Here is a 21,851-nt window from a genome sequence, read left to right on the forward strand (position 1 = left end):
CGACCGTAGTACGCCTCGCTGAAGGATCGCCTGGAACGTACTTGGTGCATCACCCAAGATGCCTCGCAGGTGAGAACGAGATGTTGGACGTAGTGACAGGGCGTACCAGGTCCGGAACTGTGGCGAGGGCCCGTCGCCGCCGCGGAGGCAGCACTACGAGGATCGACGGGAGTGCGCGCGCATCGGCCACGTGCCCGGAGCGGCACCTTGCTGCGGCGATCTCAGTAGCGCACCCGACACCACGGGAGGGAAGCTTCGTGACGGACGAGACACCGGATGTTCCGGAAACCCAGCGGGTCGAGCGGCTGGTTGCGGCTCAGGAGAAGGCCATCGCGCTGTTCGCCGAGATGGAGGCGCGCGGGCTGGTGTCGCCCGGCAGGGGGGAGCGCGAAGTCAGCGACCTGGTCCGCGACGTGGCCAACGAGATGTTCGGCACCACCAGGCACTGGCATAAGCGGATCATCCGCTCCGGGCCCAACACCCTCCGGCCCTACCAGGACAATCCCCCGGACCGGGTCATCGCATCCGATGACGTCGTCTTCGCCGACTTCGGGCCGATCTTCGAGGAGTACGAGGCGGACTTCGGCCGCACGTACGTCTTCGGCGACGACCGCCGCAAGCACGCTCTCCTGCATGACCTGCCGCGCATCTTCGACGCCGGTCGTGCGTACTTCGCCGCAGACCCGGACATCACCGGGCGCCAGCTGCATGCCGAGGTCGAGCGCCTCGCCACAGCGGCCGGCTGGAGCATCGGGATCTGGCACGCCGGTCACCTGGTCGGCGAATTCCCGCACGAGACGAACGACGGCGCCAAGGCCGAGTCCTACATCACTCCCGAGAACGACACCCCGTTGCGCCGCACCGACCGCGCGGGCCGGACCTGCCACTGGATTCTCGAGCTTCATCTGGTCGACCGGGAACGGGGCTTCGGAGGGTTCTACGAACAGCTCCTCGACCTGGCCTGATGCCCGGCTGTAAGTCCGGCAGGCCAGTGCCGTCAGTTCCGGCGGGGGGCCGGCGCGAGCTACGAAGCTCTGAAGCCATGGTGCGATCGCACGCCCGGGACGACAACGAGATGGCGCGCGCCGCGACGTACGACCGGAGCACATCGAGGCGCTCGCGGATCTCTACCGCGACCCGGACAACTGGCTGCAGCGGATTGCCCTGTTCCATATCGACCGTCCTACGGGCCCTCGTTGTCCGAGCCCGTGTCCGACCGCTCCACCTCGACGACGAAGAACAGGAAGCTGATCTTCCTCGAAAGGTCGTCGAAGCGGCCGGGAAACAGCTCACGGGCTGCCGGGTCGGGCTGCGGCTCGCTGATGACGGACAGGCGGAAGCCTGCGGCGGTGAAGGCATCGGTCATCGTGTGCAACGGCTTGCGCCAGAACGTCATCGGGAAGGACTGCCCGTTGAACGTCCAGTCGAAGCTATAGCTGGTGGTCGCGAAGTAGTCGGGCCGGGGATCCTGGATCGCGTAGCTGACAAATGGGTGCTCCACCGACGCGATCAGCCGGCCGCCGGGCTTGAGCACGCGCCGTATCTCGGCCAGCGTCGGCCCCCAGTCCTCCAGGTAGTGCAGGACCAGCGACGCGACCACGTCGTCGAACGCACCGTCGGCGAACGGCAGAGGGTCGCCGATGTCGACCACGTGCAGGACCGCGTCGCCGCCCAGCCGCTGCCTGGCCAGGGCCAGCATCCCGGCGCTGGCGTCGATGCCGGTGACCACGGCGCCGCGGTCGCGCAGTGCTGCGGACAGGGGGCCCGATCCGCAGCCGGCGTCCAGGATCCGGCGGCCGGCCACGTCTCCGGCGAGGGCCACCATCGCGGGCCGCTCGTGGTACGCGTTCAGGAGGTTGTTCTCGGTGTCCGCCGAGTACGCCTCGGCGAAGCTGTCGTAGTCGTTCGCCCGGGTCGGATCCGCAGGCGGGGGAGGACTCTCGGGCACGTCGGTCGAGTGTTCCATCGTCGCAGGCCAGCGGTCCCGCTCCCAGTCCTGGACGAGGAGCCCGAGCAGAACCTCGTCCAGGAATTCGCCCATCACCCAGGCCGAGGAGCGCAGCACGCCCTCGCGGACGAAGCCGTTGCGCTCGGCGGAGCGCAGCATCGCGGTGTTGTCCGACAGCGTCTCGATCTGCAGCCGCTGCAGGCCGCGCACGACGAAACCGTAGTGACACAGCACCGCGACCACATCCGTGCCGTAGCCCTTGCCGCGACAGGCCGGCAGGAGTCCGAGGCCGATGTGCGCGGACCGGTTGTGGTTGTCGATCCCCCACAGCGTCGCGGTGCCGACCAGCGTGCCGCCGTCCAGCTCCACCACGGAGAACGGGACGAGCCCTTGCTCCTTGTCGTCCACCACGAGTTCCTTCGAGCCGGGCGTGATCGGTCGCCACGGCCGGCTTTCGGCCCGAGAGGAGTTGACCACGTCGTCGTAGAGCTCGGTCTGCAGGATCGGGATGTCGTCGTCGTGCCGGGCCCTGAGCCCGACCTTGTTGCCCCTCAGCATGCAAGCTTCCTACACAGCCAGGCTGACCGGCGGCAAACGAATATGCGGTGCTCACAGGTGGTGCAGCGACGGTGGCAGATGAGGGTGCCGGGGACGCCGACGAAAGCCGGAAGCGCTCCGGTCCGGCCGGGGTCGACCAGGCCTCGGCACCAGGGGAGTGGTCACTCTCCCGGGAAGCGGGCACCCACACCGCGTCGGATGTCGTCCAGCGCGCGCATGATCTGCACCGTCTCCCCGAGCGGCATCAGCTCGGACTCGGTGAGTCCCGCCGCGACGCATCGCGCCACTTCGGCGGCCTCGAAGCACAGTCCTCCGTCGAGCAGGGACGGAGTGTGGATGTCGAGCAGTTCGTTGCTTCGGCCGATCAGGCGGACCGAACTCGGCGCGTAGAAGGGGCTGTCGAGTTCCAGGCGGGCGAGCGTGCCCGAGATCGTCGCCGTGGTCGGTGTTCGCGCATGGAGCGTTGTGCTGAGCAAGCCGTGCGCCCCCCGGTCGGTGGTGACGACGACGGATGTCTGCCCGTCCACACCGGTGAACGCCTTGCTGCCGACCGCGGTCACGGTCGCGAAGGGCCCGAGGACCATGGACGCGAACGACACCGGGTACACCCCGAGATCGAGTAGCGCACCTCCGGCGAGTTCCGGGGCGTAGAGACGATGCGTGGCGTCCTCGGGCATGAATTGGCCGTGATCGGCAATGAGGGTCCGTACCTCGCCCAGGATTTCGGAGTGGAGAACCTGCCGCACCACATCGATGTGCGGCAGGAAACGCGTCCACATGGCCTCCATGAGGAAGACGCCTCGCTGCTGCGCCGCGGCGACGAGTCGCTCCGCTTCGTGGCCGTTCCGGGTGAAGGCCTTCTCCAGCAGCACAGCTTTGCCTGCCTCGATGGCGGCGAGGGCGTGCGGGAAATGCTCCGAGTGCGGTGAGGCGACATAGACGACCTGGACGCGCTCGTCCTCCAGCAGTGCGTCGTGGCCGCCGTACGCCGCCGGTACGTCGAACCGTGAGGCGAACGCGCGGGCTCGATCCGTACTCCGTGAGGACACCGCGACCACGCGCTGCGTCGTATGTGTGTGCACGGCATCGGTGAATGCCGCCGCGATGCCCCCGGGGCCGACCACACCCCAGTTCAGCGCAGGGGCCTGAAGGGGATCCGGCGTGCGCGGGGGAGGCAGGGACGGGCGGCCGGCTTCGCCGAAATCCTCATGACCGGACGGGAGAAGACTCGCCACGGGACCGACCTCCGGGAGGGGTACGTCATGTCATCGCTACGGCCTTGAGCATGTCCACCGGAGTGGGGAGGCGTGCCCTCGTCACGGGTCGATGAAGGACGAGCCGGGTCCCGCAACCGTCACGACATCCTCGGGCGCGACGGGGCGGTCGTCCGCGTCGATGATCGCCACCCGGACAGGTTGGTTCGTCTGCCGGTGGCGCATGAACGCCGGGGGACCTTCGTCGCCTGCGAGGTGCTTGTCGCCCCAGCTCATCAGCGCCGCGAGCACGGGGACGAGCTCCAGTCCCGCCTCCGTCACGTGGTACGCCTGGCGCTCGCGAGCTCCCTTGTCCCGATAGGGCCGCTTCTCCAGCACGCCCGCGTCGACCAGGCTCTCGAGGCGTTGCGCGAGCACGTCGGTCGAGATCCCCAGAGCGTCCTGGAATTCCCCGAACTTCGTGCTGCCTCTGAGCGCTTCGCGCACCACCAGGAGGGTCCATCGCCGGCCCAGAACGGTGAGGCTGCGCGCGATCGAGCAGGCTCCTCCAGCTTCGAGTGAGTTTCGCTCCGCCATGGCCCGAGTCTATCACTGGCTCTGATTATCCCAGTCAGGTATGGCCGCGGGGCTCTGTTCGTCGGCGCTCAAGGCTTGAGCCCCGAAAGCAGCTGACTTGACTTTCCGAAGTCATCGTGCCAGCGTCGTTCCCGTGGATGGCTTTGGAAATCCAAGTTAGATGGTCTCCCGGCGAAGAGGACGCCCAGTGGCGCACGGTGCGGTCAGGCGCTCACTCACCCACGGGCGCCACGCAGGCGTTCGCTCGCGGCCGGAACATCAATCCCACAGGAGGAGACATCATGATCACGGCTGAGATCGCGGGGCACTGCGACGCCCGCTTCGCACCTGTGCGCGACGCCCTGACCGAGCGGCTCGAGCGCGGCGAGGAACTCGGCGCGTCCGTCGTCGTCGACATCGACGGGGAGACCGTCGTCGACCTCTGGGGCGGCTGGCGCGACGCCGAGCGGCAGGTGCCATGGAGCAGCGACACGATCGTCAACGTGTGGTCCACGACCAAGACCGTGACCGCGCTCGCCGCGCTCGTGATGGTCGACCGCGGGCTGCTGGACCCGTACGCACCGGTCGCGCGGTACTGGCCGGAGTTCGCGGCCAACGGCAAGGAAGCGATCGAGGTCCGGCACCTGCTCTCGCACACGTCCGGCGTGTCCGGCTGGGAGGCGCCGTTCACCGCGGAGCAGATGTACGACGTGGAGGCCGCGACGGCGGCACTGGCCGAACAGGCGCCGTGGTGGGAGCCGGGCACCGCCTCGGGCTACCACGCGCAGAACCAGGGCCACCTCGTGGGCGAGTTGGTGCGGCGGGTCACTGGCCGGTCGCTGACGGAGTTCGTGGCGAAGGAGCTGGCGGGCCCGCTCCAGGCCGACTTCCGGATAGGCGCCGCCGAGGCCGACACCGACCGGATCGCGCCGGTGATCGCGCCGCCGCCGCTGCCGATCGACCTGGCCGCGCTCGACCCCGGCGGCCCGATGTACAAGACGTTCGTCGGTCCGCTGAACGACGCGAGCAACGCCAACACCGCGGCCTGGCGTGCGGCGGAGCTTGGCGCGCTCAACGGCCACGGCAACGCGCGATCCGTTGCGCGGCTGCTGCGCGTGCTGGCACTCGGCGGCACCGCGGACGGCGTGCGTCTCCTCTCTCCGGAGACGATCGACGTGATCTTCGACCAGCAGAGCCACGGCGTGGACCTGGTGCTCGATGTCCCGCTGCGCTTCGGTGTCGGCTTCGCGCTGCCCGAGACGGAGACCGTCCCCTACGTCCCCCAGGGCAAGGCCTGCTACTGGGGTGGCTGGGGCGGGTCGTTGATCGTGGCCGACCTCGACCGCCACATGACCATCAGCTACATGATGAACAAGATGGCCCCCGAGATCATCGGTTCCGACCGTGCCGAGGCCTACCTGAGCGCGGCGTACGCCTCGCTCGACGAATCCGCCGCCACCGGCTGAAGTAGGGCGACGCCGGACCGGCGCGCAGAGCAGCGTGCCGCCTGGGCCGGAGTCGCGGAAGTGACGGCTCGTCGGCCGTCGGCCCGAAATCCCGGACGGTAACGGTGAGTTGCCGCGACTGCCACGAGTCGTCACACGCTCATCCGGGATCGGTGACGCTTCCGCTGACCCCGTCGCCGGCCGGGCCGCGTACCTCCCAACGGGGCCCGATGAAGGCTCCTTGGGCGACCCTCCCGCGCTGCCCCAACCCCTGCGGCAGCCCTCGTCCCGCCCTTTCCATCCGTGCACCTTGCACATCCTTGAGGAGGTTCCGCCATGGCGGACCAGACCGACCTGTCCTACGAAGTCCTCGTCCTGGACGGAGTGACCCGGGTCTCCGAACAGCGCATGCCCAACGGCGACCCGTTCGTCTCGTCACCGCTGTCCTGCACCCTGATCCACGGTGAGCACGACGCCCTGCTCGTCGACCCGCCGTTCACGTACGAGCAGGTCCAGGAGGTGGGGGACTGGATCGAGCGATCCGGCAAGCGACTCGCCTGCATCTACGTCACACACGGCCACGGCGACCACTGGTTCGGCACCTGCGAACTGGTCAAGCGCTTCCCCGGCGTCCAGGTCCACGCGAGCCGCGGCACGATCGAGGTCATGCACCAGGCCGTCAAGGGACGCGAGCAGTGGGAGGCCTTCTTCCCCGGCCAGATCCCCGAGACATCGGTGCTGGCGGAGCCGGTGCCGGCCGACGGGTTCCTGCTCGAAGGCAACCTCGTCCGCTCTGTCGAGGTGGGACACACCGACACCGACGAGACGACGGTCCTTCACGTGCCGTCGATCGGCCTCGTGGTGGCCGGCGACGCCGCCTACAACGGCGTGCATCAGATGCTCCTCGAGAGCGCGAACGGCGGCCTCGAGGAATGGCTCAAGGCGCTCGACACCATCGAGGCCCTGAACCCCCGCGCCGTCGTCGCGGGGCACAAGAACCGCGACCTGCCCGACGACCCCGCCATCCTGGGCCGGACGCGCCAGTACCTCCTCGACGCCGCCCGTCTGCTCAAGACGAGCGCGAGCCCCACCGAGTACTACGACGCGATGCTCGGCCTGTATCCCGACCACCTCAACAGGGGCCCGCTCTGGTACGGGGCGGTCGCTCTCGTGGGCCGATGACGCTGCCTTGAGCGTACGTTCCCGGCCCGCCCGCAAGACCTCACTGCGCGACGCGCGCCCGCGCCTGCCGCCCTGGCCGATCCCGGAAGCGGCAGCGGGGGCGGCCGCTGCCTCCCGTCCCGGGCGCACATCCACGTCACCGAGAACACCCTTCTGCACAAGGAGTCCATGGCATGTCCCACGATCAACTCGTAGCCACGCACACCCAGGTGACGGAGTGGTTCTTCGAGAGCTATCTGCCGCACTGGGTCGCCGTGGCCTCGGGAGAGTCCTCGGAGGGCCCCGAGTTCATCCATGACTACTGGGGAACTCCCTTGCACGTCACGGCGCAGGAGCAGTCGTTCTGGTGCCTCGACGACGCGAGCGTGCTCCGCTTCCTGGACCTCAACCACGCGCCGCTGCGCGAGGCGGGCTACCACCACACCGTCGTGCCCGACCAGCGCGTCCTCGTCTACAACACCGTCGGTGCCGCGGTCGAGGTGATCTGGTCACGGCGCCGCGTCGACGAGAGCGAGATCCAGCGCTGGGCGGTGCACTTCAGCGTGGCCCGATCCGGCCAGGGCTGGCGCGTGGTCGGCATCCACTCCGCGGAGACGGATCAGCACAGCCTCGCCGACGTATGGCCCGGTGCCTCGGCCTCGCAGGAGGCGAGCCATGGCTGAGAAGGTCTATCCGCCCCTGGTCATGCCCGAGGGAGTCGGCCGGGAACGCGTCACGGTATGGAGCGGCGGCATCGCGCTTGACGCGGACGTGTACCGGCCGTCCACCGTCGCCCCCGACGCCGCCTTGCCCGCCATCGTGATGGGCCACGGATGGGGCGGCAGCAAACTCACCGCCGAGCGCTATGCGGCGCTGTTCGCCTCAGCGGGCATGATCGCCCTCACCTTCACCCAGAGCAGCTGGTTCGGTTCGGGCTCTCCGCTGCAACCGGTCGGCGACGTACGCGACGTACCCGGCGTCGAGGACGGCAACGAGGCGCTGACCCGGGTCCGGATCATCCGGGAGCTCGTGGCCCCGTTCGCCTGGGCGGCGAACCTGAGAGCCGCTCTGGACTACATCGTGGGCGAGCCGAACGTCGACCCCGCCCGGATCGGGGTCTGGGGCACCAGCCTCGGCGGCGGCGTTGCCGTGTACGTGGCCGCTCACGACGACCGGGTCAAGGCCTTGAGCGTGCAGGTGCCCGCCATCGCCCCGTTGAGTGGCCCCATGGCGCAACTGGCCCGCAAACGCGCGATCGACACCGCCCGCGGCGACTTCGACGCGTTCCCCCAGGACGTCGATCCGTGGCCGGACATGGAGGGGACGCCGCACCTGGCCGAGCTGGCGCACTTCGACCCCATGGCCCAGGTCGACCGTCTGCGCATGCCCACCCTCATCATCGATGCCGGCGACGACGAGCTGTTCCCCATCGCCGACAACGGAGGGCGCGCGGCAGAGGTCCTTGCGTCCGTTCCCGGCAACGTCGTCGACTACCAGGTCATCCCCGGCATCACGCATTACGGGATCTACTTCGACGGCTACGAGCCAGGCAGCCGCGCCGCCCTCGCCTGGTGGGAGCGTCACCTGTGACGCCACCTCGCGTCCGTACCCTCGACGTGCCGACCGTGCTGGGCCCGCTCCACGTGCAGGACGCCGGACCCGCCGACGGTCCCGTGGTGCTGCTGTGGCCGAGCCTGTTCAGCGATGGCGAGACGAGTTGGGGCGGGCACCTCAGCGGCCTCCACGAGCTCGGCCTCCGCACCCTGTTGGTCGATCCTCCCGGCACCGGCGGCAGTGCACCGGCGACGCGGCTGTTCACCGTGGAGGAGTGCGGCGAGGCGGCCCTGCGGGTGCTCGACGCCGCGGCCGCGGAGCGGGCGGCCCTCCTCGGACTGTCCTGGGGCGGCATGGTCGCGCTGCGGGTGGCACTGATGGCGCCGCATCGTGTGACCGGGCTGGTCCTGTCCAACACCACAGCCCGCAGCGCGGGCCTGCGTGAACGGTTGACGGCCCGTCTCCATGCCTTCCTCATCCGGCTCGGGGTCCCGGGCGGTCCTGGACGGCCGGTGGCGTCCGGCATGCTCAGCGACCACTCGCGCCACCGCGACCCCGAGTTCGTCCGGCGTTTCATCGAGAACGTCAACGGCCTCGACACCGCCGGACTGGCCCGCGCGGCGCGGTCGGTGCTGAGCGACCGAAGCGGCGTTGCGGACGCGTTGGACCGGATCACCGCACCCACCCTGGTCATCGCCGGTGCCGAGGACCGGGCGCTGTCCCCTGACCCCCATGCGGAGGAGTTGGCCCACCGCATCGTCGGCGCCCGCATCGAGGTGCTGCCGCACGTCGGACACCTCACTCCTCGTGAGGCGCCAGCTGAAGTCGCGGTACTGCTAGAGGAGTTCCTCGCCGGGCTCGACGAGCTCAGCTGCCCCGGTTCACCTGCCGAGGCAGGCGTACGACCTCGGAAGGGGGAAGCGGTCCGGCAACTAGAAATTTCTGTGAGTCCGGGGGTACTTGCGGGTAACTAACGTGGGGCACCGTGCCCCCGGCAGGCGCGTTCGTCCCCTCGCGGGTTCGATCCGTCCGCTCTGCGCACGCCTGAGGCCACCCGCTCTGCCCGAGCCACCCCCCACGGCCGGTGACAGCGATCGCGATCACCGGCACGCTCGGGCAGGGCGGGTTCTCCCCGCGATGCTCGGGGCCCGGGTGCCCCTGCCCTTACAGGTCGGCGATGAGAAGCCGGTATCCGGCGTCGAGATTTTCCCGGTCGAGCAGGTCGGCATGCTTTCGGTGCCAGTCGCCGGATGACAGGTCGTCAGAGAGTCTCGCGAGTCCGGGCTGGAGGACGTCCTCGCCGGTCTGGGCGAGATGCGACATGCCGGCCCGCACCACCGGATCGAGATACGCCTCGGGGCGGCGCCAGTATGCGGCGCCGAACCCGTCCACGCAGTCATGCGGGATCGGGACCGGCTCGATGCTGATGCTCGCGCCTCCCAGCAGTGTCACGAGGCGGTCGATGCCGACGGCGCGGGTGTCGTCGAACGCGGCTGCCTCGGGCAGGTACTCGTCCAGGAGCCAGAACCCGCGGCTGATGTCGGGGTCCCAGGTGAAGATGACGACGCGTCGGCGCGCGATCCGGCGCAGTTCTTCGATGCCGGCCTCGAGATCGGTCCAGTGGTGCACGGTCAGCAGGGCCATCACCGCGTCGGCCGCATCGTCCGCGACCGGGATGGACTCCGCGGGTGCCTGCAGGGCCGGCGCGGCGTCGGCCGGGCGCTGGGCGATCATCACCGAGCTGGGCTCGACGGCGAGCACGGTCTGCGGCGGCTCGTACGAGCCGGTCCCGGCCCCTACGTTGATCACCGTGGCGGCGTCTCCGAGCGCCGCGTGGATGTGCCGGGCAACGCGGGGATCCGGGCGCCGGGTGCTGCCGTAGGTGGCACCGATCGTGTCGTATCTCGTCACGAAGGACAGTATGTGAGGGGCATCGTGCGTCCCGCACGGTGAGAACTACTCAACTACGGGACAGCCCCTCGTCCGGCATGTCGTGCTCGACGCCTGCCGCGCTGGGAGCGCCGGGCCGCCATGGCCTCTGGCCGCGTGTCGAGTCCAGGTCGACGGCCGGGACCGGCTCGCCGGCAACTCGCGTCCGCCCGACGGCCCGCCGGTCCCGGGTGCGGGGCCGATGAGTCTGCGCACAGGGCCAGGGTCGGCTGAGTAACCGCTGCTCTTCACCACGCGGTGAGCAGCGGTGAATGGTCTTGATGATGCTGACGGGGGATGCCGGCCGGCGCCTCCATACGCCGCCCGGGGAAAGCCACGCCCCATAGGGCGCACTTCTCCATGTCAACGGGGCACGTCTGCTCCGCCGGGGTGCGTCACATCGCGCCGTGCACATCCGTGTCGAGTCGAAGGGCCGCCCGCCATGTTTCTTGGTCTCCGGACCGTCATGTATCCCGCTCCGAACCTGGAGGCGGACAAGCAGTGGTGGACCTCCGTACTCGGCATCGAGCCATATTTCGACGAGCCGTTCTACGTCGGCTTCGACGTCGGGGGATACGAGCTGGCGCTCGATCCCCACGCCAGTCCCTCGGAGGGGCCGCTGACGTACTGGGGTGTCTCCGACGTCGACCACGCCCTGGAGAAACTCACCGCTGCCGGGGCGGCGGTTCGCGACGCGGTCCAGGAAGTCGGTGGCTCCATTCGCGCCGCCTCCGTCGTCGAGTCGTCAGGGTCCGTCATCGGCCTGATCGAGAACCCTCATATCGCCCTGCCCGACGCACCGCCCGAGGCCGGTGACGGACCAGGGCGATAGTCCGGCTCCGGGAGCACGCCGTTCCTTTCCGAAGCCACAGCCAGATGGGGCCACTTCGTCTGCTGTGCGACGTCCTGATACTCCCTCACTCGGAGGCCACCTTGCCCTCACTACGGGACTTCGCGACCTGGGAGCCCGTGCTGCGGCTCCTGCGGGACTCCAACAAGGAACGCCTGGAAGAGCCAGGCGGATACGTGGCGGGACGCATCAGCCTGGAGTCGTGGAGCCTGCCTCTGAGCCGAGGCCATGACATGCACGATGAGATCGACGCGGTGGAGCGCGTACACAGCGCGCTCATGGACGGCGGTCTCGAGACCATCGCGTTCGTGGCCGAGATCGCGCCCAGCGGCAAGACGACGGTTCAGCTGTTCGGCTTCGGTCCCGCCGCGGAGGAGGGGATCGGTGCCTACCCGGGTGCACTCGTCCTCGTCGAGGACGCCGTACCCGAGCCCTGGCGCCGCTTGCCCGATCCGATGCCCGACGCGAAGCCGTCCCCGACTGCCGATCCGGCGCTGCTGGAGCGGACCCTCCGCGAGCGGCTCCCCGATGCCGTCGCCGCCACCGAGGCGGAGATCGCCGCTGCGGAGAGGCGCCTGGGCGTGGCGTTGCCGGACGAGCTCAAGGCGTTCTACCGGGTGACCCGTGCGCGTTGGGAAGACTGGGACGACAACGAACAAGCAGCGGAGGGTCTTTACGAGGCGGTCGGGTTTGAACCGTTCTCCCTGGAGGACATGTACATCGCCGACGCGCCCTCCCGTTCGTGCCCGTGGGACTCCGCAGCCATGGACGCGGTCGTCACTCCTCCTGACGCGGCTGTGCAGGGGCTGGTCGGCTCGCCGGGCTGGATCGTCTGCGGTGACAACGGTGGCGGCGACCGGATCGCGGTCGACCTGACACCCGGCCCCGCCGGGCACCTCGGACAGGTCATCATCCTCTGTCATGAGGAGAACACCGGAGCCCATCTGCTCGCCGACTCCCTCACCGCCCAGGTGGTGAACGACTCCGAGGGCGAGGAAGGGGAGGGGCGGGCTGCGGAGGGGCGCTCTGCCGTTCCGGACGGCCGGCCGCCGGCCGTGGCGTGGGTCAACGCCCGGAACCTGACGAGTGTTCAGGCTGCCGCCCACGCGGGGCTGGAGGTCTTGAGCATCGGCAGGTGGGACGGCGAGCCGTTCAGTCTCGGGCCGGTCACAGGGCTGCCCCGCCTGCGGACCCTCTCCGCCTGGCCCGGTACGCTCGCCGACCCGATGGAGGTTGCCGAACTGGCCCGGCTGGAGTTCCTGGAGCTCGGCCCGGACGAGTGGCGTGTCCTGCTCGCGGCCGACGCCGTGCCCCGCACTCTGTCGGCAGCCGCCATCAACGTGACGGGCCTCCCGCACCCGCACCCGCACCCCCTCGCGATCGTCACCCTCGCCAACGAACTCCTCGCCCTCTGGGACCGCCCTGCGATCACGCACACCGTCTTCGAGGGCCGCCTCTGAGGGCAGCGTTCCTGCGCGGACCAGGCGAATTCCCTCAGGAGGGATATCTAAACTCGCAAGCTTTCGGGCATGGTTGGAATCCGTCCGGGCACACGACTGCTCGGAGGTTGATAACAATGGTTCCCCTGCTTCTCGTTCTTCTTCTCGCACTGCTTCTGTTCGGCGCCGGCTTCGCTCTCAAGGCCCTGTGGTGGATAGCCGTCATTGTGCTGGTGTTCTGGCTTCTCGGCTTCGTGGTCCGCACCACCGGGGCCGGTGGCAGCAGGGGTCGTTGGTACCGCTGGTAGGCCACATCGAATGTTCACGTGGGCGGCCCCAGAATCCATTTCTGGGGCCGCTTCGTGTATTCAGGAATGGCTGCCATTCCCGTGCCGCCAGGGAATGCGAGAACCGGGTCGACAGGGAATGCATGTGCAGGGCAAGGTGCGGGTGAATCCCGGCTATGGTGGCGTCCCGGCGATGCGAGAGAGCTGAAGGCTCCCACTCTGCGGGAGCGCGAGCGGCCGCGCGGCGGGCGGCCTTGCGAAGCCCCCTCTCGGCGAGACCCCGAGCGGGGCGTCCTCACGTCTCTCGAAGGGCCCGGTGTGCCTGATGCGTGTGGGCCTGGGGTTCGCGCTCGTTGTGCCCGATCGGTCGGCATCAGGTGGAGGTTCGATGAAGCGCCCCCTCCGCGGCACGTGAAGAATTGATGAAGCCAATATCAGACGTCTGATGACTGATCTCTTCGATGTTCAGCATGGCGGGCTGTGGCCCGCCCGTCCGTTCTCCGGAGTGGGAACGGTGAAATCGCCCTGGTGGAACGGTGCGCCGCGCCGCGCGCAGGCGCTCCTCCACGTGTGACTGCATGCCTCCGGTCGCGGTTGTGAAGACGGAGTGACGGCTCGCGCGCGCCTTCTCGGCCGTGACGTGCGTCACTTCCCTGCGGCAGAACCTGCGACCCGCCGCGAAGTCTCCTGTCTGCGTGACGTGGCCATGGCCCTTTCGGGGGGCGGCCGAGACAAGAATCCGGACGGAGACACTGATGCGAATTCGAGCGATATCCGCCACTGCGAGCGTTCTCCTGGTGGCAAGCCTGGGGCTGACCGCTTGCGAGGGGAACAAGGGCGACAACGCCGGCGGCGACAAGCCCGCCTCCTCCGAGGCTGCCACTTCCAAGGGCAGCGAAGGCAAGGGCGACGGCGGCGGGTCCGACGCCGGCAAGGGCGACTCCGGCAAGGGGGAGGCCGGCAAGGGTGACTCCGGAAACGGCGGCACCGGTGGCGGCTCCGGCAGTGGCGGCGACGACGCCGACGGCGCGGGGGAGGCGCCGCCTTGCACCAACGACATCACCGAAGCGACCTTCAACCTCGGCAAGGAAGGGTCCGATACGGAATACGCGGAGGCCTTCGTGACGATCGAAAACATCACTGATGAGACGTGTCTCCTCAACGGCGGCATCATGCTCTCCGCCGAGGACTACGTGATGGTCGACAACGAGGACCTCACTGATGGGCCGATCGAGGTGGGGCCGAACATGAGCGTGTCGGCCACGGTCGACTACCCCGACTACCTGCATGACGACGGCGACGACATGAAGTGCTTCCAGGCGGATCAGGTCCAGATCGGCCTTCCCGAGGATGAGGACCGTACGGTCGATGTGGCGGATGAGAGCGGCGAGGGGCGCATGTTCAGTGTCTGCGATGCGGACGAGGTGACCCTCGGCGAGTTCAGGGCCTGAGCTTCCGTCACGCCCTCCCGTGCCCTGGGGCCCCGGAATCCGGTTCGCTCCGCCTCCGGGGCACACCTCTCCCTCCGCCGTCAACGACCCTGTGGGCAACCCGAGATGGTCCTGGGATGCGGAACACGGGGGAATCGGTGGCGGCGGGCCACAGCCGGCTCGAAGCGGCTGTGACCCGCCCGGCTGTCAGGCGCGGTGGGCCACCAGCAGCAGTCGAGGGCTGCCGAGGGTGAACGCGGTGCCGTCCGTATCCGCGTACATGCGGATGTCGGTGAAGCCGGCTCCCGAGGTCAGCCGGGCCACTTCGGCAGCGGTGTAGACGTGCTGCACAGAAGTGCCACGGTGTTCCTGCCCTCCACGCCGGAAGGTGAACGAGGTCGACAGGCGCCCGGCCGGGGCGTCGTAGACGTTGGTCGCTTCGACCTCGATCCCGTCGGCCGACATGGGCAGTTCCTCCTTCAGGTGCGGAAGCAGGGCTTCGGCCGCCGCACCGTAGTCGATGACCAGACAGCCACCCGGCTGGACGGCCTCATGCAGGCCGGCCAGCATTCTGCTGGTGTCCTCATGCTCGAGGTAGCCGAAGCTGTTGCCCATGCAGATGGCGGCGTCCGCCCGCAGATGGGCCGGCGGTGTCTTCATGTCGGCCTCGATCAGGGTCACCGGCAGCCGCTCGTCGGCGGCCGCCCGCTCCGCAAAGGCGAGCGCTTCCGCCGATACGTCCACGCCCGTGACGCGGAACCCGCGACGTGCCAGCTCAAGGCTGTGCCGGCCGCTGCCGCAAGGAGCGTCCAGTACATGCGCCGCCGGCGGCAGACCGCCGACCCGGATGACGAAGTCGACCTCTGCGGCCGTCAGTTCGGAGGGAACGACCGCCCGCCAGAAGGCATTGGGCAGTTCGGTGAAGAAGTCCGCGTACCACGCGGACCGTGAGTCTTTCGACACTGAGGGGTACTCCAGGTGCGTTGATGCGACGGAGACGTCGCAACGTCAAAGATCTTTTCGCGCACCGGGGTACAGCACAGCAGGTACTTCAAGAAACGGTCAGCCGCTGAGCAGCTGACACTGCTGTCCGCCCCGGTGTTGCCGGGGGGTAGCCATGGCATCGCCTTTTCGCGTGGTGGGGCACGAGCCCACAGGAATGAACGTCGGCAAACCTAACAATTCGACGAACGGACGTCCACTCGCCGGAGGGTTGTCGGAGGTGCCCCCGCGCAGGGTGCCCCCGCAGGAAGCGCCCCGCCCGGCAGGCCCGGAGCCCGTACGAGTGCACCCGGCGGCCCAGCGGTCCGGCCGGTCCGGCCGTCATCGCATGACAGAACCCTTGACACAGCAGACGTCTGACGACATGCTCCCCGGCCATGACGCTGCTCATGTTGACCTGCAGAAGTTCGTGGAGCAATCGGAGCGGCCCGTCCCCAGGGAGGATCGTCCGTGAGTGAGATGTCCCGACCAGAAGCGCCGCAGAAGCCGCCAGGCCTGCGCCGCGATGCTGTCGGACTCGGCAGTGCCGTGATCATGTCCGCGGCGATCATGGGCCCTGCCGTGTCCACGTTCTTCAATCCGCAGTTCTCGACCCCGTTCTCGGGCGCCGCGACCCCGCTGGTGTACGCCCTGTGCCTGGTGGCGATCCTGATCACCGCGGCCGGGATCATGGAGATGTCGTCCCGGCTGCCGAGCGCGGGCGCCTTCTACACCTACGTCACCCGTGGCATCGGTCCGCGCTCCGGTTTCGTGACGGGCGGCCTGATGTTCGTCGCCTACGCGCTGCTCCCGCCGGCCGAGATCGGACTGATCGGCGCGTACCTGCAGAACACCCTGCGCGACGAGTTCCACCTCAACATCCCGTGGTGGGTGATCGGCCTCGTCCCGGCCGTCCTCATGATCGTCCTGGCGCTCGCCGGCATCCAGTCGTCCCTCCGCACCGCCCTGGTGCTGTTCGGGGCCGAGGTGCTCATCGTGGTGGTGCTGGCCGTGATCGTCGTGCTGCAGGGCGGGAAGGACGGGCTCACCGCCGAGCCGCTGTCCCCGGCCGCCTCCCCGAACGGTATGGGCGGCCTGGTCACCGGGTTCGTCTTCGCCGCACTCAGTTTCGTCGGCTTCGAAGCCGCGGCCACGCTGGGCGAAGAGGTGCGCAAGCCCGCCCGCAACGTGCCCAGGGCGATCGGCCTGTCGGTGCTGTTCGTCGGCGCGATCTACGTCTTCTGCGTCTGGGCCGAGGTCGTGGGCATCGGCGTGGACGAGGCCAACAAGCTCACCGGCGACTCGACGCCGTGGAACGAACTGGCCGCGACCTATGCGCCCTGGATGAAGCTCCTGGTGATCCTGGCCGCGGTGTCCTCGATGTTCGCCGTCATGGTGAACTCCAACACCGGGATCGTCCGGATCCTGCACGTCATGGGCCGCGAGGGCATGCTGCCCAAGCTGTTCGCCCACGTCGACGAGAAGCGGCGCACACCCACCTACGCCGTGATCGCCCAGGGCGGCTTCTCGATCGTCGTCGCGCTCGCCGTCGGTGCCTTCTCCGGTGGCCTGGGGAGCCCCGCGGGCGGCTCCAACGTCTACGGCTATCTCGGCTTCCTGCTGACCCTGGGCATTCTGCCGGTCTACGTGCTCACGAACATCGCGGCGATACGTTTCTTCCGCAAGGAGGGCGGCTTCCGCGTGGTACGCCATGCCGTGCTCCCGGGGATCGCGATCGCGCTGATGGCGGGCTTGCTCGTCGGGCAGATCCAGCAGCAGACCACCGCGCCGTACACCTGGCTGCCGTGGCTGATCGTGGCCTGGGCTGCGTTCGTCGCGGCTGCCGCGATCTGGATGGGCCGCAGGCGGCCCGAGAAGCTGGCGGTCACCGGCGCCGTGCTGGCGACCGGCGAGGCCGCGGAAGGCCATCGTGTGGAGAACCAGGCCCGATCGGGCCAGGGTTCGGTCGGCTGACCGGTCTCGTGGGGAGGGTGTCGCTTGTCGCACGCCCTCCCCACGAGTAAAGTCATCTGACGTCTGCTGACTTTGGAGACGAAGATGGGTCATGTGATCGGTGTCGACGTCGGCTCGCAGAGCATCAAGGGCGTCCTGGTCGACGAGTCCGGCGCCACCACCGCCGTCGCCAGCGCGCCCCTGCGGATGCACCACCAGGAGAGCGGCTGGGCCGAACAGGTCCCCGCCGACTGGACGACGGCACTGTGCCGGGTCGTCCGCCGACTGCTCGACGCGCATCCGGTGCCGGTCGACATGCTGGCGCTGGCCAGCCAGGTCGACGGCGTCGTGCCCGTCGGGGCGGACGGCCTGCCGCTGCGCCAGGCCATCATCTGGCTGGACCGCCGGGCCACCGCGCAGTCCGACGCCCTCGCCGAGGCCGTCGGCGAGCAGGCGCTGTTCGAGCGCACCGGGCTGAACGCCGACGCCTCGCACAGCGCCCCCAAGATGATGTGGCTGCGAGACCACGACCCGGACGTCTGGCGCCTCACCCGCAGGCTGCTGCCGGTGGGCGGCTATCTCCTCGCCTGGCTCACCGGCACCTTCCTCCAGGACCCGGCGAACGCCTCGTCCACCCTGCTCTACGACCTGCGCACCGGCGACTACGACCCGCGGCTGTGCGAGGCGGCAGGCATCGACCCCGGGCTGCTGCCAGCCGTCGCCCCGGCCACCCAGGTCGCCGGGCAGCTCACCCGTACTGCTGCCGAAGCCCTCGGGCTCCCGCGGGAGTGCCGGGTCGTCGTGGGCACGGGCGACGAGCACGCGGCGTCACTGGCCGCCGGGGTGATCGCGCCGGGCGTCGTCGCGGACGTCACGGGCACGGCCGAGCCGGTCACCGCCGCCGCCCGCGAACTGGTCCTCGACGAAGACCGGCTCGTCGAGACCCACGGGCACGCGGTCCCGGGCACGTACCTCGTCGAGAACCCCGGCTTCGTCTCCGGCGGCAGCACCCTGTGGCTCGCCACCTCTGTCCTCGACGTCGCCCAGGCGGACATCTTCGACCTGGCCGACGAGGCACCGCCGGGCAGTGACGGCGTGCTCTTCCTGCCCGCCCTGACCGGAGCGACCGCCCCGCGCTGGAACGCCGACATGCGCGGCTGCTTCAACGGCCTGTCGATGAACCACGGCCGCCCCCACCTCGCCCGCGCGGTGCTCGAAGGCTGCGCCTACGCCCTCCGCGACATCGTGGACCGGCTCGACGCGCTCGGGCTCGCCGGGGACGAGGTACGCATCGTCGGCGGAGGCGGGCGCAGCCCCCTGTGGTGCCGGATCAAGGCCGACGTCCTCGGGCGTCCGGTGCGCCCGGTCCTGTCGCAGGAAGGTACGGCGCTCGGCGCCGCGATGCTGGCCGGCACCGCCTCGGGCATCTTCCGCGACATCGACGACGCGGCCGCCCGAACCGTACGTCTGGCCCCCGAGCCCGTCCTGCCGGGCCGCGCCGCCACCGATGTGTACGCCGAGTCCTATGTCCGCTACCGCGCCCTGTTCGACGGTGTGGAAGGAGCCCTCCTGTGACAGCCCCCGGCGAACTCCGCCGCCTGCCGGGCCTGGAGGACGTGGCCGCCGCCGCAGGCGTCCCCGTCTCCGCCCTGCGCCTGCGCCACCTGGTCATCGGACCCCGTGCGCTCGACCGGACCGCCGCCGTCGTGGACGAGTTGGCCGCGGGCCGCACCGGCGACATCGTCGTCCTCACCGACGACGTGCCCTACGCGGGCCCGTACGGGGAGGTGCGCCAGGTCGTCACCGACACCCTGGGGCGGAGCCGTCCGGTGCGCCGCGTCACCCTGGGCGGCGGTACGAGCCGGCTGCACGCGGACGCGACGACGCTCGACCGGGCCGCCGAGGGCGCCCTCGGCGCCGCCGCTCTCGTCACCGTCGGATCGGGCACCCTCGCCGACATCGGGAAGGTCGTCGCCCACCGCAACGACCTCCCGCACGCCATCATCCAGACCGCCGCCAGCGTCAACGGATTCGCCGACGACCAGAGCGTTCTGCTGATCTCCGGCACCAAGCGCACCACGACCAGCCGCTGGCCCGACGCCCTGATCATCGACACCGATGTGATCGCCGCCGCCCCCCGGGACCTCAACCGGGCCGGCGTCGGCGACCTGATGTCGATGTTCACCGCACCCGCCGACTGGCTGCTCGCCGACGCCCTCGGGCTCGGGCGCGCGTACGCCCCCGCCCTCGTCGACCTGGTGCGCCCGCACGGGCCGCGGCTGCTGGAGATCGCGGGCCGCCTCGACGAGCAGAATCCCGAGGACCTCGCCGATCTGTCCCGGCTGCTGACGCTCAGCGGCATGACCATGGGACTCACGGGCGCCACGGCGCCCTCATCCGGTGCCGAGCACGTCATCTCCCACCTGCTCGACATGCGGCTGACCGCCGACGGCAGGGAACCGGCCTGGCACGGCGAGCAGGTCGGCATCGCCACGCTCGTGGCCGCGACCGTCTGGCGCCGGGTGCGCGCCGCGGTGGGCGAAGGGGCCATGCCCCGGCTGTGCCCACCGGACGAGGAACGCGCACGGGCACGGACGATGGCCGCCTTCACGCCGCTGGGAGAGGCGACGGCGGGGGAGTGCTGGCGGGCCTACGCGGGCAAACTCGCCGCGCTCTCCGACCCGTTGCGCCTCACCCGCCTGCGCACCCGGTGGCCCGAGGTGCAGTCGCGGCTCGACCGCCTGCTCGCCGACCCCGCCGAGCTGGTCGACGCCATGCGCCGCGCCGGCTCGCCGGTCCGCTTCAGCGACCTCGGCAAGGGCTACGACCGGGAGACGGTGACCTGGGCCGTGGCCAACGGGCACCGAATGCGGGACCGCGTCACGGTGGCCGACCTCGCCGAACTCCTCGGGCTGTGGGACGACGCGTTCGTCGAGTGCGTCCTGGACGAACTCGACGGACTGGGGGCCGGACGATGATGAACGGCTCCCGCCTCAGCAGCGCCCTGCTGCGCCCGCCCGGCCGCCGGTACACCGGCTACGCCCTGGACCTCGACGGCACCGTCTATCTCGACGACGCCCTGCTGCCCGGCGCTGACGAGGCCATAGCCCAACTGCGTCGCGACGGGGCCCGCGTGGTGTTCGTCACCAACAAGACGCTGGAGAGCGCCCAGGACTACGCGAAGAAGCTCACCCGGCTCAACATCCCGGCGACCCCCGACGACGTCGTCACCGCCCTCGACGCACTCGTCCTCTTCCTCCAGGAACGCCATCCGCAGGCGCGGCTGCTCACCGTGGCCGAGCCGCTGGTCGGCTCCGCCCTCACCGAGGCCGGGTTGACCGTCGTGAGCGAGCCGGAGGATGCCGACATCGTCGTCGTGTCCTTCGACAGGACCTTCGACTACGCGAAACTGCACGCCGCCTACCGTGCCGTGCGCTCCGGTGCCGTGATCGTCGCGACCAATGCCGACCCGTACTGCCCGACCGCCGACGGCGGTCTCCCGGACTGCGCCGCCATGACCGCCGCCATCGAGGCGTGCACCGGGGTCCGGGCGAAGACGATCGTCGGCAAGCCGAGCCCGCACATGGCGAAGAGCGTCCTCGACCGGCTCGGCGTGCCGGCGAGCGAGGCCGCGATGGTGGGGGACCGGCTGGACACCGACGTCGCCATGGGCAAGGCCGCCGGTATGGCGGGAATCCTGGTGCTCACCGGCGCCACCTCACCGGCCGATCTGGCCCGTTCCGACATCCGGCCCCATGCCGTCGTCTCCACGCTCGCGGGGGTCCCATGACATCCGACTCCCCGGTTCCGACCGTCCCCCTGTCCTCATCCCTCCCCTTCGAAAGCGCGGGCCGATGATCGAGTTCATCTTCATGCTCACCCACAACGACCGCACCGTCGACGACGCCCCGGACGTGCTGGCGTCACTCCGCGACACCGGGCTGGCCTACGTCGGCTTCAAGGACGTCGGAGCCTCGCCGCAGCGCCAGCGCGAACTCACCGAGGCCGCCCATCACATGGGTATGCAGGTCATGCTGGAGGTCGTCTCCACCTCCCCCGAGGACGAGGCCGCCTCGCTGCGGGCCGCCCGTGCCGCGGGCGTCGACTGGGTGCTGGGGGGAACCACCCCCGCGGTGGGCCAGGACATCCTGGCCGGATCGGGCATCCGCTACTGCCCGTTCCCCGGCACCGTCGCCGGGCACCCCAGCAGGCTCTCCGGCACGATCGCGGAGATCGCCGATCACGCCAAGCAGCTCACCGCCCTCGACGGAGTGCACGGGGTGGACCTGCTCACCTACCGGCACGCGGACGCCGATCCGGAAGAGCTGACCCGGGCGGTGGCGAACGCGGCCGACGGTCCGCTCATCGCCGCCGGGTCCGTGGTCACGGAGGAACAGATCACCCTGCTCTGCCGCGCCGGAGCCTGGGGCTTTACCATCGGCGGAGCGATCTTCGAGCGCAGGCTGCCCGGTGGCGACACCGTCGCCGGACAGGTCAAGGCGGTGCTCGCCATGGCGGCCGGCGCTTGACCGGCACCCCCGCGGAGC

Annotated in this window: 21 protein-coding genes and 1 pseudogene; 15 read left to right on the plus strand and 7 right to left on the minus strand. The window is 69.8% G+C overall.

What is annotated here, in order from left to right:
* Window positions 1-257 precede the first annotated feature (257 nt).
* Entirely contained in the window at window positions 258-965 is a 708-nt protein-coding gene (locus ABZ822_RS23095) for a M24 family metallopeptidase (protein WP_360857280.1), read from the plus strand.
* A gap of 218 nt (window positions 966-1,183) precedes the next feature.
* Here the strand turns inward: ABZ822_RS23095 and ABZ822_RS23100 are convergent, their stop codons facing one another.
* The 4 genes and pseudogenes from ABZ822_RS23100 to ABZ822_RS23115 all read right to left on the minus strand — a co-directional run bounded on the left by ABZ822_RS23100 (window position 1,184) and on the right by ABZ822_RS23115 (window position 4,296).
* The gene (locus ABZ822_RS23100; protein WP_360857647.1) at window positions 1,184-1,966 is read right to left on the minus strand and encodes a methyltransferase domain-containing protein; all 783 of its coding nucleotides are present in this window, start codon (window positions 1,964-1,966) and stop codon (window positions 1,184-1,186) included.
* A gap of 21 nt (window positions 1,967-1,987) precedes the next feature.
* Window positions 1,988-2,506: pseudogene (locus tag ABZ822_RS23105) on the minus strand (GNAT family protein); the annotation flags it as partial.
* A gap of 161 nt (window positions 2,507-2,667) precedes the next feature.
* Entirely contained in the window at window positions 2,668-3,741 is a 1,074-nt protein-coding gene (locus ABZ822_RS23110; RefSeq protein WP_360857283.1) for a Gfo/Idh/MocA family oxidoreductase, read from the minus strand.
* Window positions 3,742-3,822: 81 nt separating this feature from the next.
* Window positions 3,823-4,296, minus strand: a complete 474-nt coding sequence (locus ABZ822_RS23115) for a helix-turn-helix domain-containing protein (RefSeq protein ID WP_360857286.1) — start codon at window positions 4,294-4,296, stop codon at window positions 3,823-3,825.
* Window positions 4,297-4,577: 281 nt separating this feature from the next.
* On the opposite strand from ABZ822_RS23115, the gene ABZ822_RS23120 reads away from it, so the two are divergent.
* The 5 genes from ABZ822_RS23120 (at window position 4,578) to ABZ822_RS23140 (ending at window position 9,409) form a co-directional block, all read left to right on the plus strand.
* Window positions 4,578-5,741, plus strand: coding sequence for a serine hydrolase domain-containing protein (locus tag ABZ822_RS23120; protein ID WP_360857289.1), 1,164 nt, complete (start codon window positions 4,578-4,580; stop codon window positions 5,739-5,741).
* 315 nt (window positions 5,742-6,056) lie between these two features.
* Complete coding sequence (locus tag ABZ822_RS23125) at window positions 6,057-6,902, plus strand: MBL fold metallo-hydrolase (RefSeq protein WP_360857292.1); 846 nt, start codon at window positions 6,057-6,059, stop codon at window positions 6,900-6,902.
* Between the two features lie 173 nt (window positions 6,903-7,075).
* Window positions 7,076-7,564 (plus strand): hypothetical protein, encoded by a 489-nt coding sequence (locus tag ABZ822_RS23130; RefSeq protein ID WP_360857295.1) that lies wholly within the window; start codon window positions 7,076-7,078, stop codon window positions 7,562-7,564.
* The gene (locus ABZ822_RS23135) at window positions 7,557-8,471 is read left to right on the plus strand and encodes a dienelactone hydrolase family protein (RefSeq protein WP_360857299.1); all 915 of its coding nucleotides are present in this window, start codon (window positions 7,557-7,559) and stop codon (window positions 8,469-8,471) included. The genes ABZ822_RS23130 and ABZ822_RS23135 overlap by 8 nt, the downstream gene beginning before the upstream one ends.
* On the plus strand, window positions 8,468-9,409 hold the full coding sequence (locus tag ABZ822_RS23140; RefSeq protein WP_360857302.1) for an alpha/beta hydrolase: 942 nt from the start codon (window positions 8,468-8,470) through the stop codon (window positions 9,407-9,409). The genes ABZ822_RS23135 and ABZ822_RS23140 overlap by 4 nt, the downstream gene beginning before the upstream one ends.
* 190 nt (window positions 9,410-9,599) lie before the next feature.
* Here the strand turns inward: ABZ822_RS23140 and ABZ822_RS23145 are convergent, their stop codons facing one another.
* On the minus strand, window positions 9,600-10,346 hold the full coding sequence (locus tag ABZ822_RS23145; protein WP_360857305.1) for a methyltransferase domain-containing protein: 747 nt from the start codon (window positions 10,344-10,346) through the stop codon (window positions 9,600-9,602).
* Window positions 10,347-10,806: 460 nt separating this feature from the next.
* Here ABZ822_RS23145 and ABZ822_RS23150 point away from each other — a divergent pair, with 460 nt between their 5' ends.
* The 3 genes from ABZ822_RS23150 to ABZ822_RS23160 all read left to right on the plus strand — a co-directional run bounded on the left by ABZ822_RS23150 (window position 10,807) and on the right by ABZ822_RS23160 (window position 12,961).
* On the plus strand, window positions 10,807-11,196 hold the full coding sequence (locus ABZ822_RS23150) for a VOC family protein (RefSeq protein ID WP_360857308.1): 390 nt from the start codon (window positions 10,807-10,809) through the stop codon (window positions 11,194-11,196).
* A 101-nt stretch (window positions 11,197-11,297) separates the two neighbouring features.
* Entirely contained in the window at window positions 11,298-12,674 is a 1,377-nt protein-coding gene (locus ABZ822_RS23155) for an SMI1/KNR4 family protein (protein ID WP_360857650.1), read from the plus strand.
* 116 nt (window positions 12,675-12,790) lie between these two features.
* Window positions 12,791-12,961: a hydrophobic protein gene (locus ABZ822_RS23160; protein ID WP_360857311.1), complete on the plus strand. Its 171-nt coding sequence runs from the start codon at window positions 12,791-12,793 to the stop codon at window positions 12,959-12,961.
* A gap of 352 nt (window positions 12,962-13,313) precedes the next feature.
* On the opposite strand, the gene ABZ822_RS23165 is transcribed toward ABZ822_RS23160, so the two are convergent.
* The gene (locus ABZ822_RS23165; protein WP_360857314.1) at window positions 13,314-13,721 is read right to left on the minus strand and encodes a hypothetical protein; all 408 of its coding nucleotides are present in this window, start codon (window positions 13,719-13,721) and stop codon (window positions 13,314-13,316) included.
* A 16-nt stretch (window positions 13,722-13,737) separates the two neighbouring features.
* Between ABZ822_RS23165 and ABZ822_RS23170 the strand changes: the two genes are divergently transcribed.
* Window positions 13,738-14,391 (plus strand): hypothetical protein, encoded by a 654-nt coding sequence (locus ABZ822_RS23170; protein ID WP_360857317.1) that lies wholly within the window; start codon window positions 13,738-13,740, stop codon window positions 14,389-14,391.
* A gap of 186 nt (window positions 14,392-14,577) precedes the next feature.
* Here the strand turns inward: ABZ822_RS23170 and ABZ822_RS23175 are convergent, their stop codons facing one another.
* Window positions 14,578-15,333, minus strand: coding sequence for a methyltransferase domain-containing protein (locus ABZ822_RS23175; RefSeq protein ID WP_360857319.1), 756 nt, complete (start codon window positions 15,331-15,333; stop codon window positions 14,578-14,580).
* 498 nt (window positions 15,334-15,831) lie between these two features.
* Here ABZ822_RS23175 and ABZ822_RS23180 point away from each other — a divergent pair, with 498 nt between their 5' ends.
* The 5 genes from ABZ822_RS23180 to ABZ822_RS23200 all read left to right on the plus strand — a co-directional run bounded on the left by ABZ822_RS23180 (window position 15,832) and on the right by ABZ822_RS23200 (window position 21,833).
* Complete coding sequence (locus ABZ822_RS23180; protein WP_360857653.1) at window positions 15,832-17,325, plus strand: APC family permease; 1,494 nt, start codon at window positions 15,832-15,834, stop codon at window positions 17,323-17,325.
* Between the two features lie 84 nt (window positions 17,326-17,409).
* Window positions 17,410-18,879, plus strand: coding sequence for an FGGY family carbohydrate kinase (locus ABZ822_RS23185; protein WP_360857322.1), 1,470 nt, complete (start codon window positions 17,410-17,412; stop codon window positions 18,877-18,879).
* Window positions 18,876-20,282 (plus strand): iron-containing alcohol dehydrogenase, encoded by a 1,407-nt coding sequence (locus tag ABZ822_RS23190; RefSeq protein ID WP_360857325.1) that lies wholly within the window; start codon window positions 18,876-18,878, stop codon window positions 20,280-20,282. The genes ABZ822_RS23185 and ABZ822_RS23190 overlap by 4 nt, the downstream gene beginning before the upstream one ends.
* Window positions 20,279-21,094, plus strand: coding sequence for an HAD-IIA family hydrolase (locus ABZ822_RS23195; protein ID WP_360857327.1), 816 nt, complete (start codon window positions 20,279-20,281; stop codon window positions 21,092-21,094). Before ABZ822_RS23190 ends, ABZ822_RS23195 begins: the two co-directional genes overlap by 4 nt.
* Before the next feature lie 64 nt (window positions 21,095-21,158).
* The gene (locus ABZ822_RS23200) at window positions 21,159-21,833 is read left to right on the plus strand and encodes a hypothetical protein (protein WP_360857330.1); all 675 of its coding nucleotides are present in this window, start codon (window positions 21,159-21,161) and stop codon (window positions 21,831-21,833) included.
* Window positions 21,834-21,851: the final 18 nt, after the last annotated feature.

Source organism: Streptomyces sp. NPDC047108 (assembly GCF_040643575.1).
In the GTDB taxonomy this organism is placed as follows: domain Bacteria; phylum Actinomycetota; class Actinomycetes; order Streptomycetales; family Streptomycetaceae; genus Streptomyces.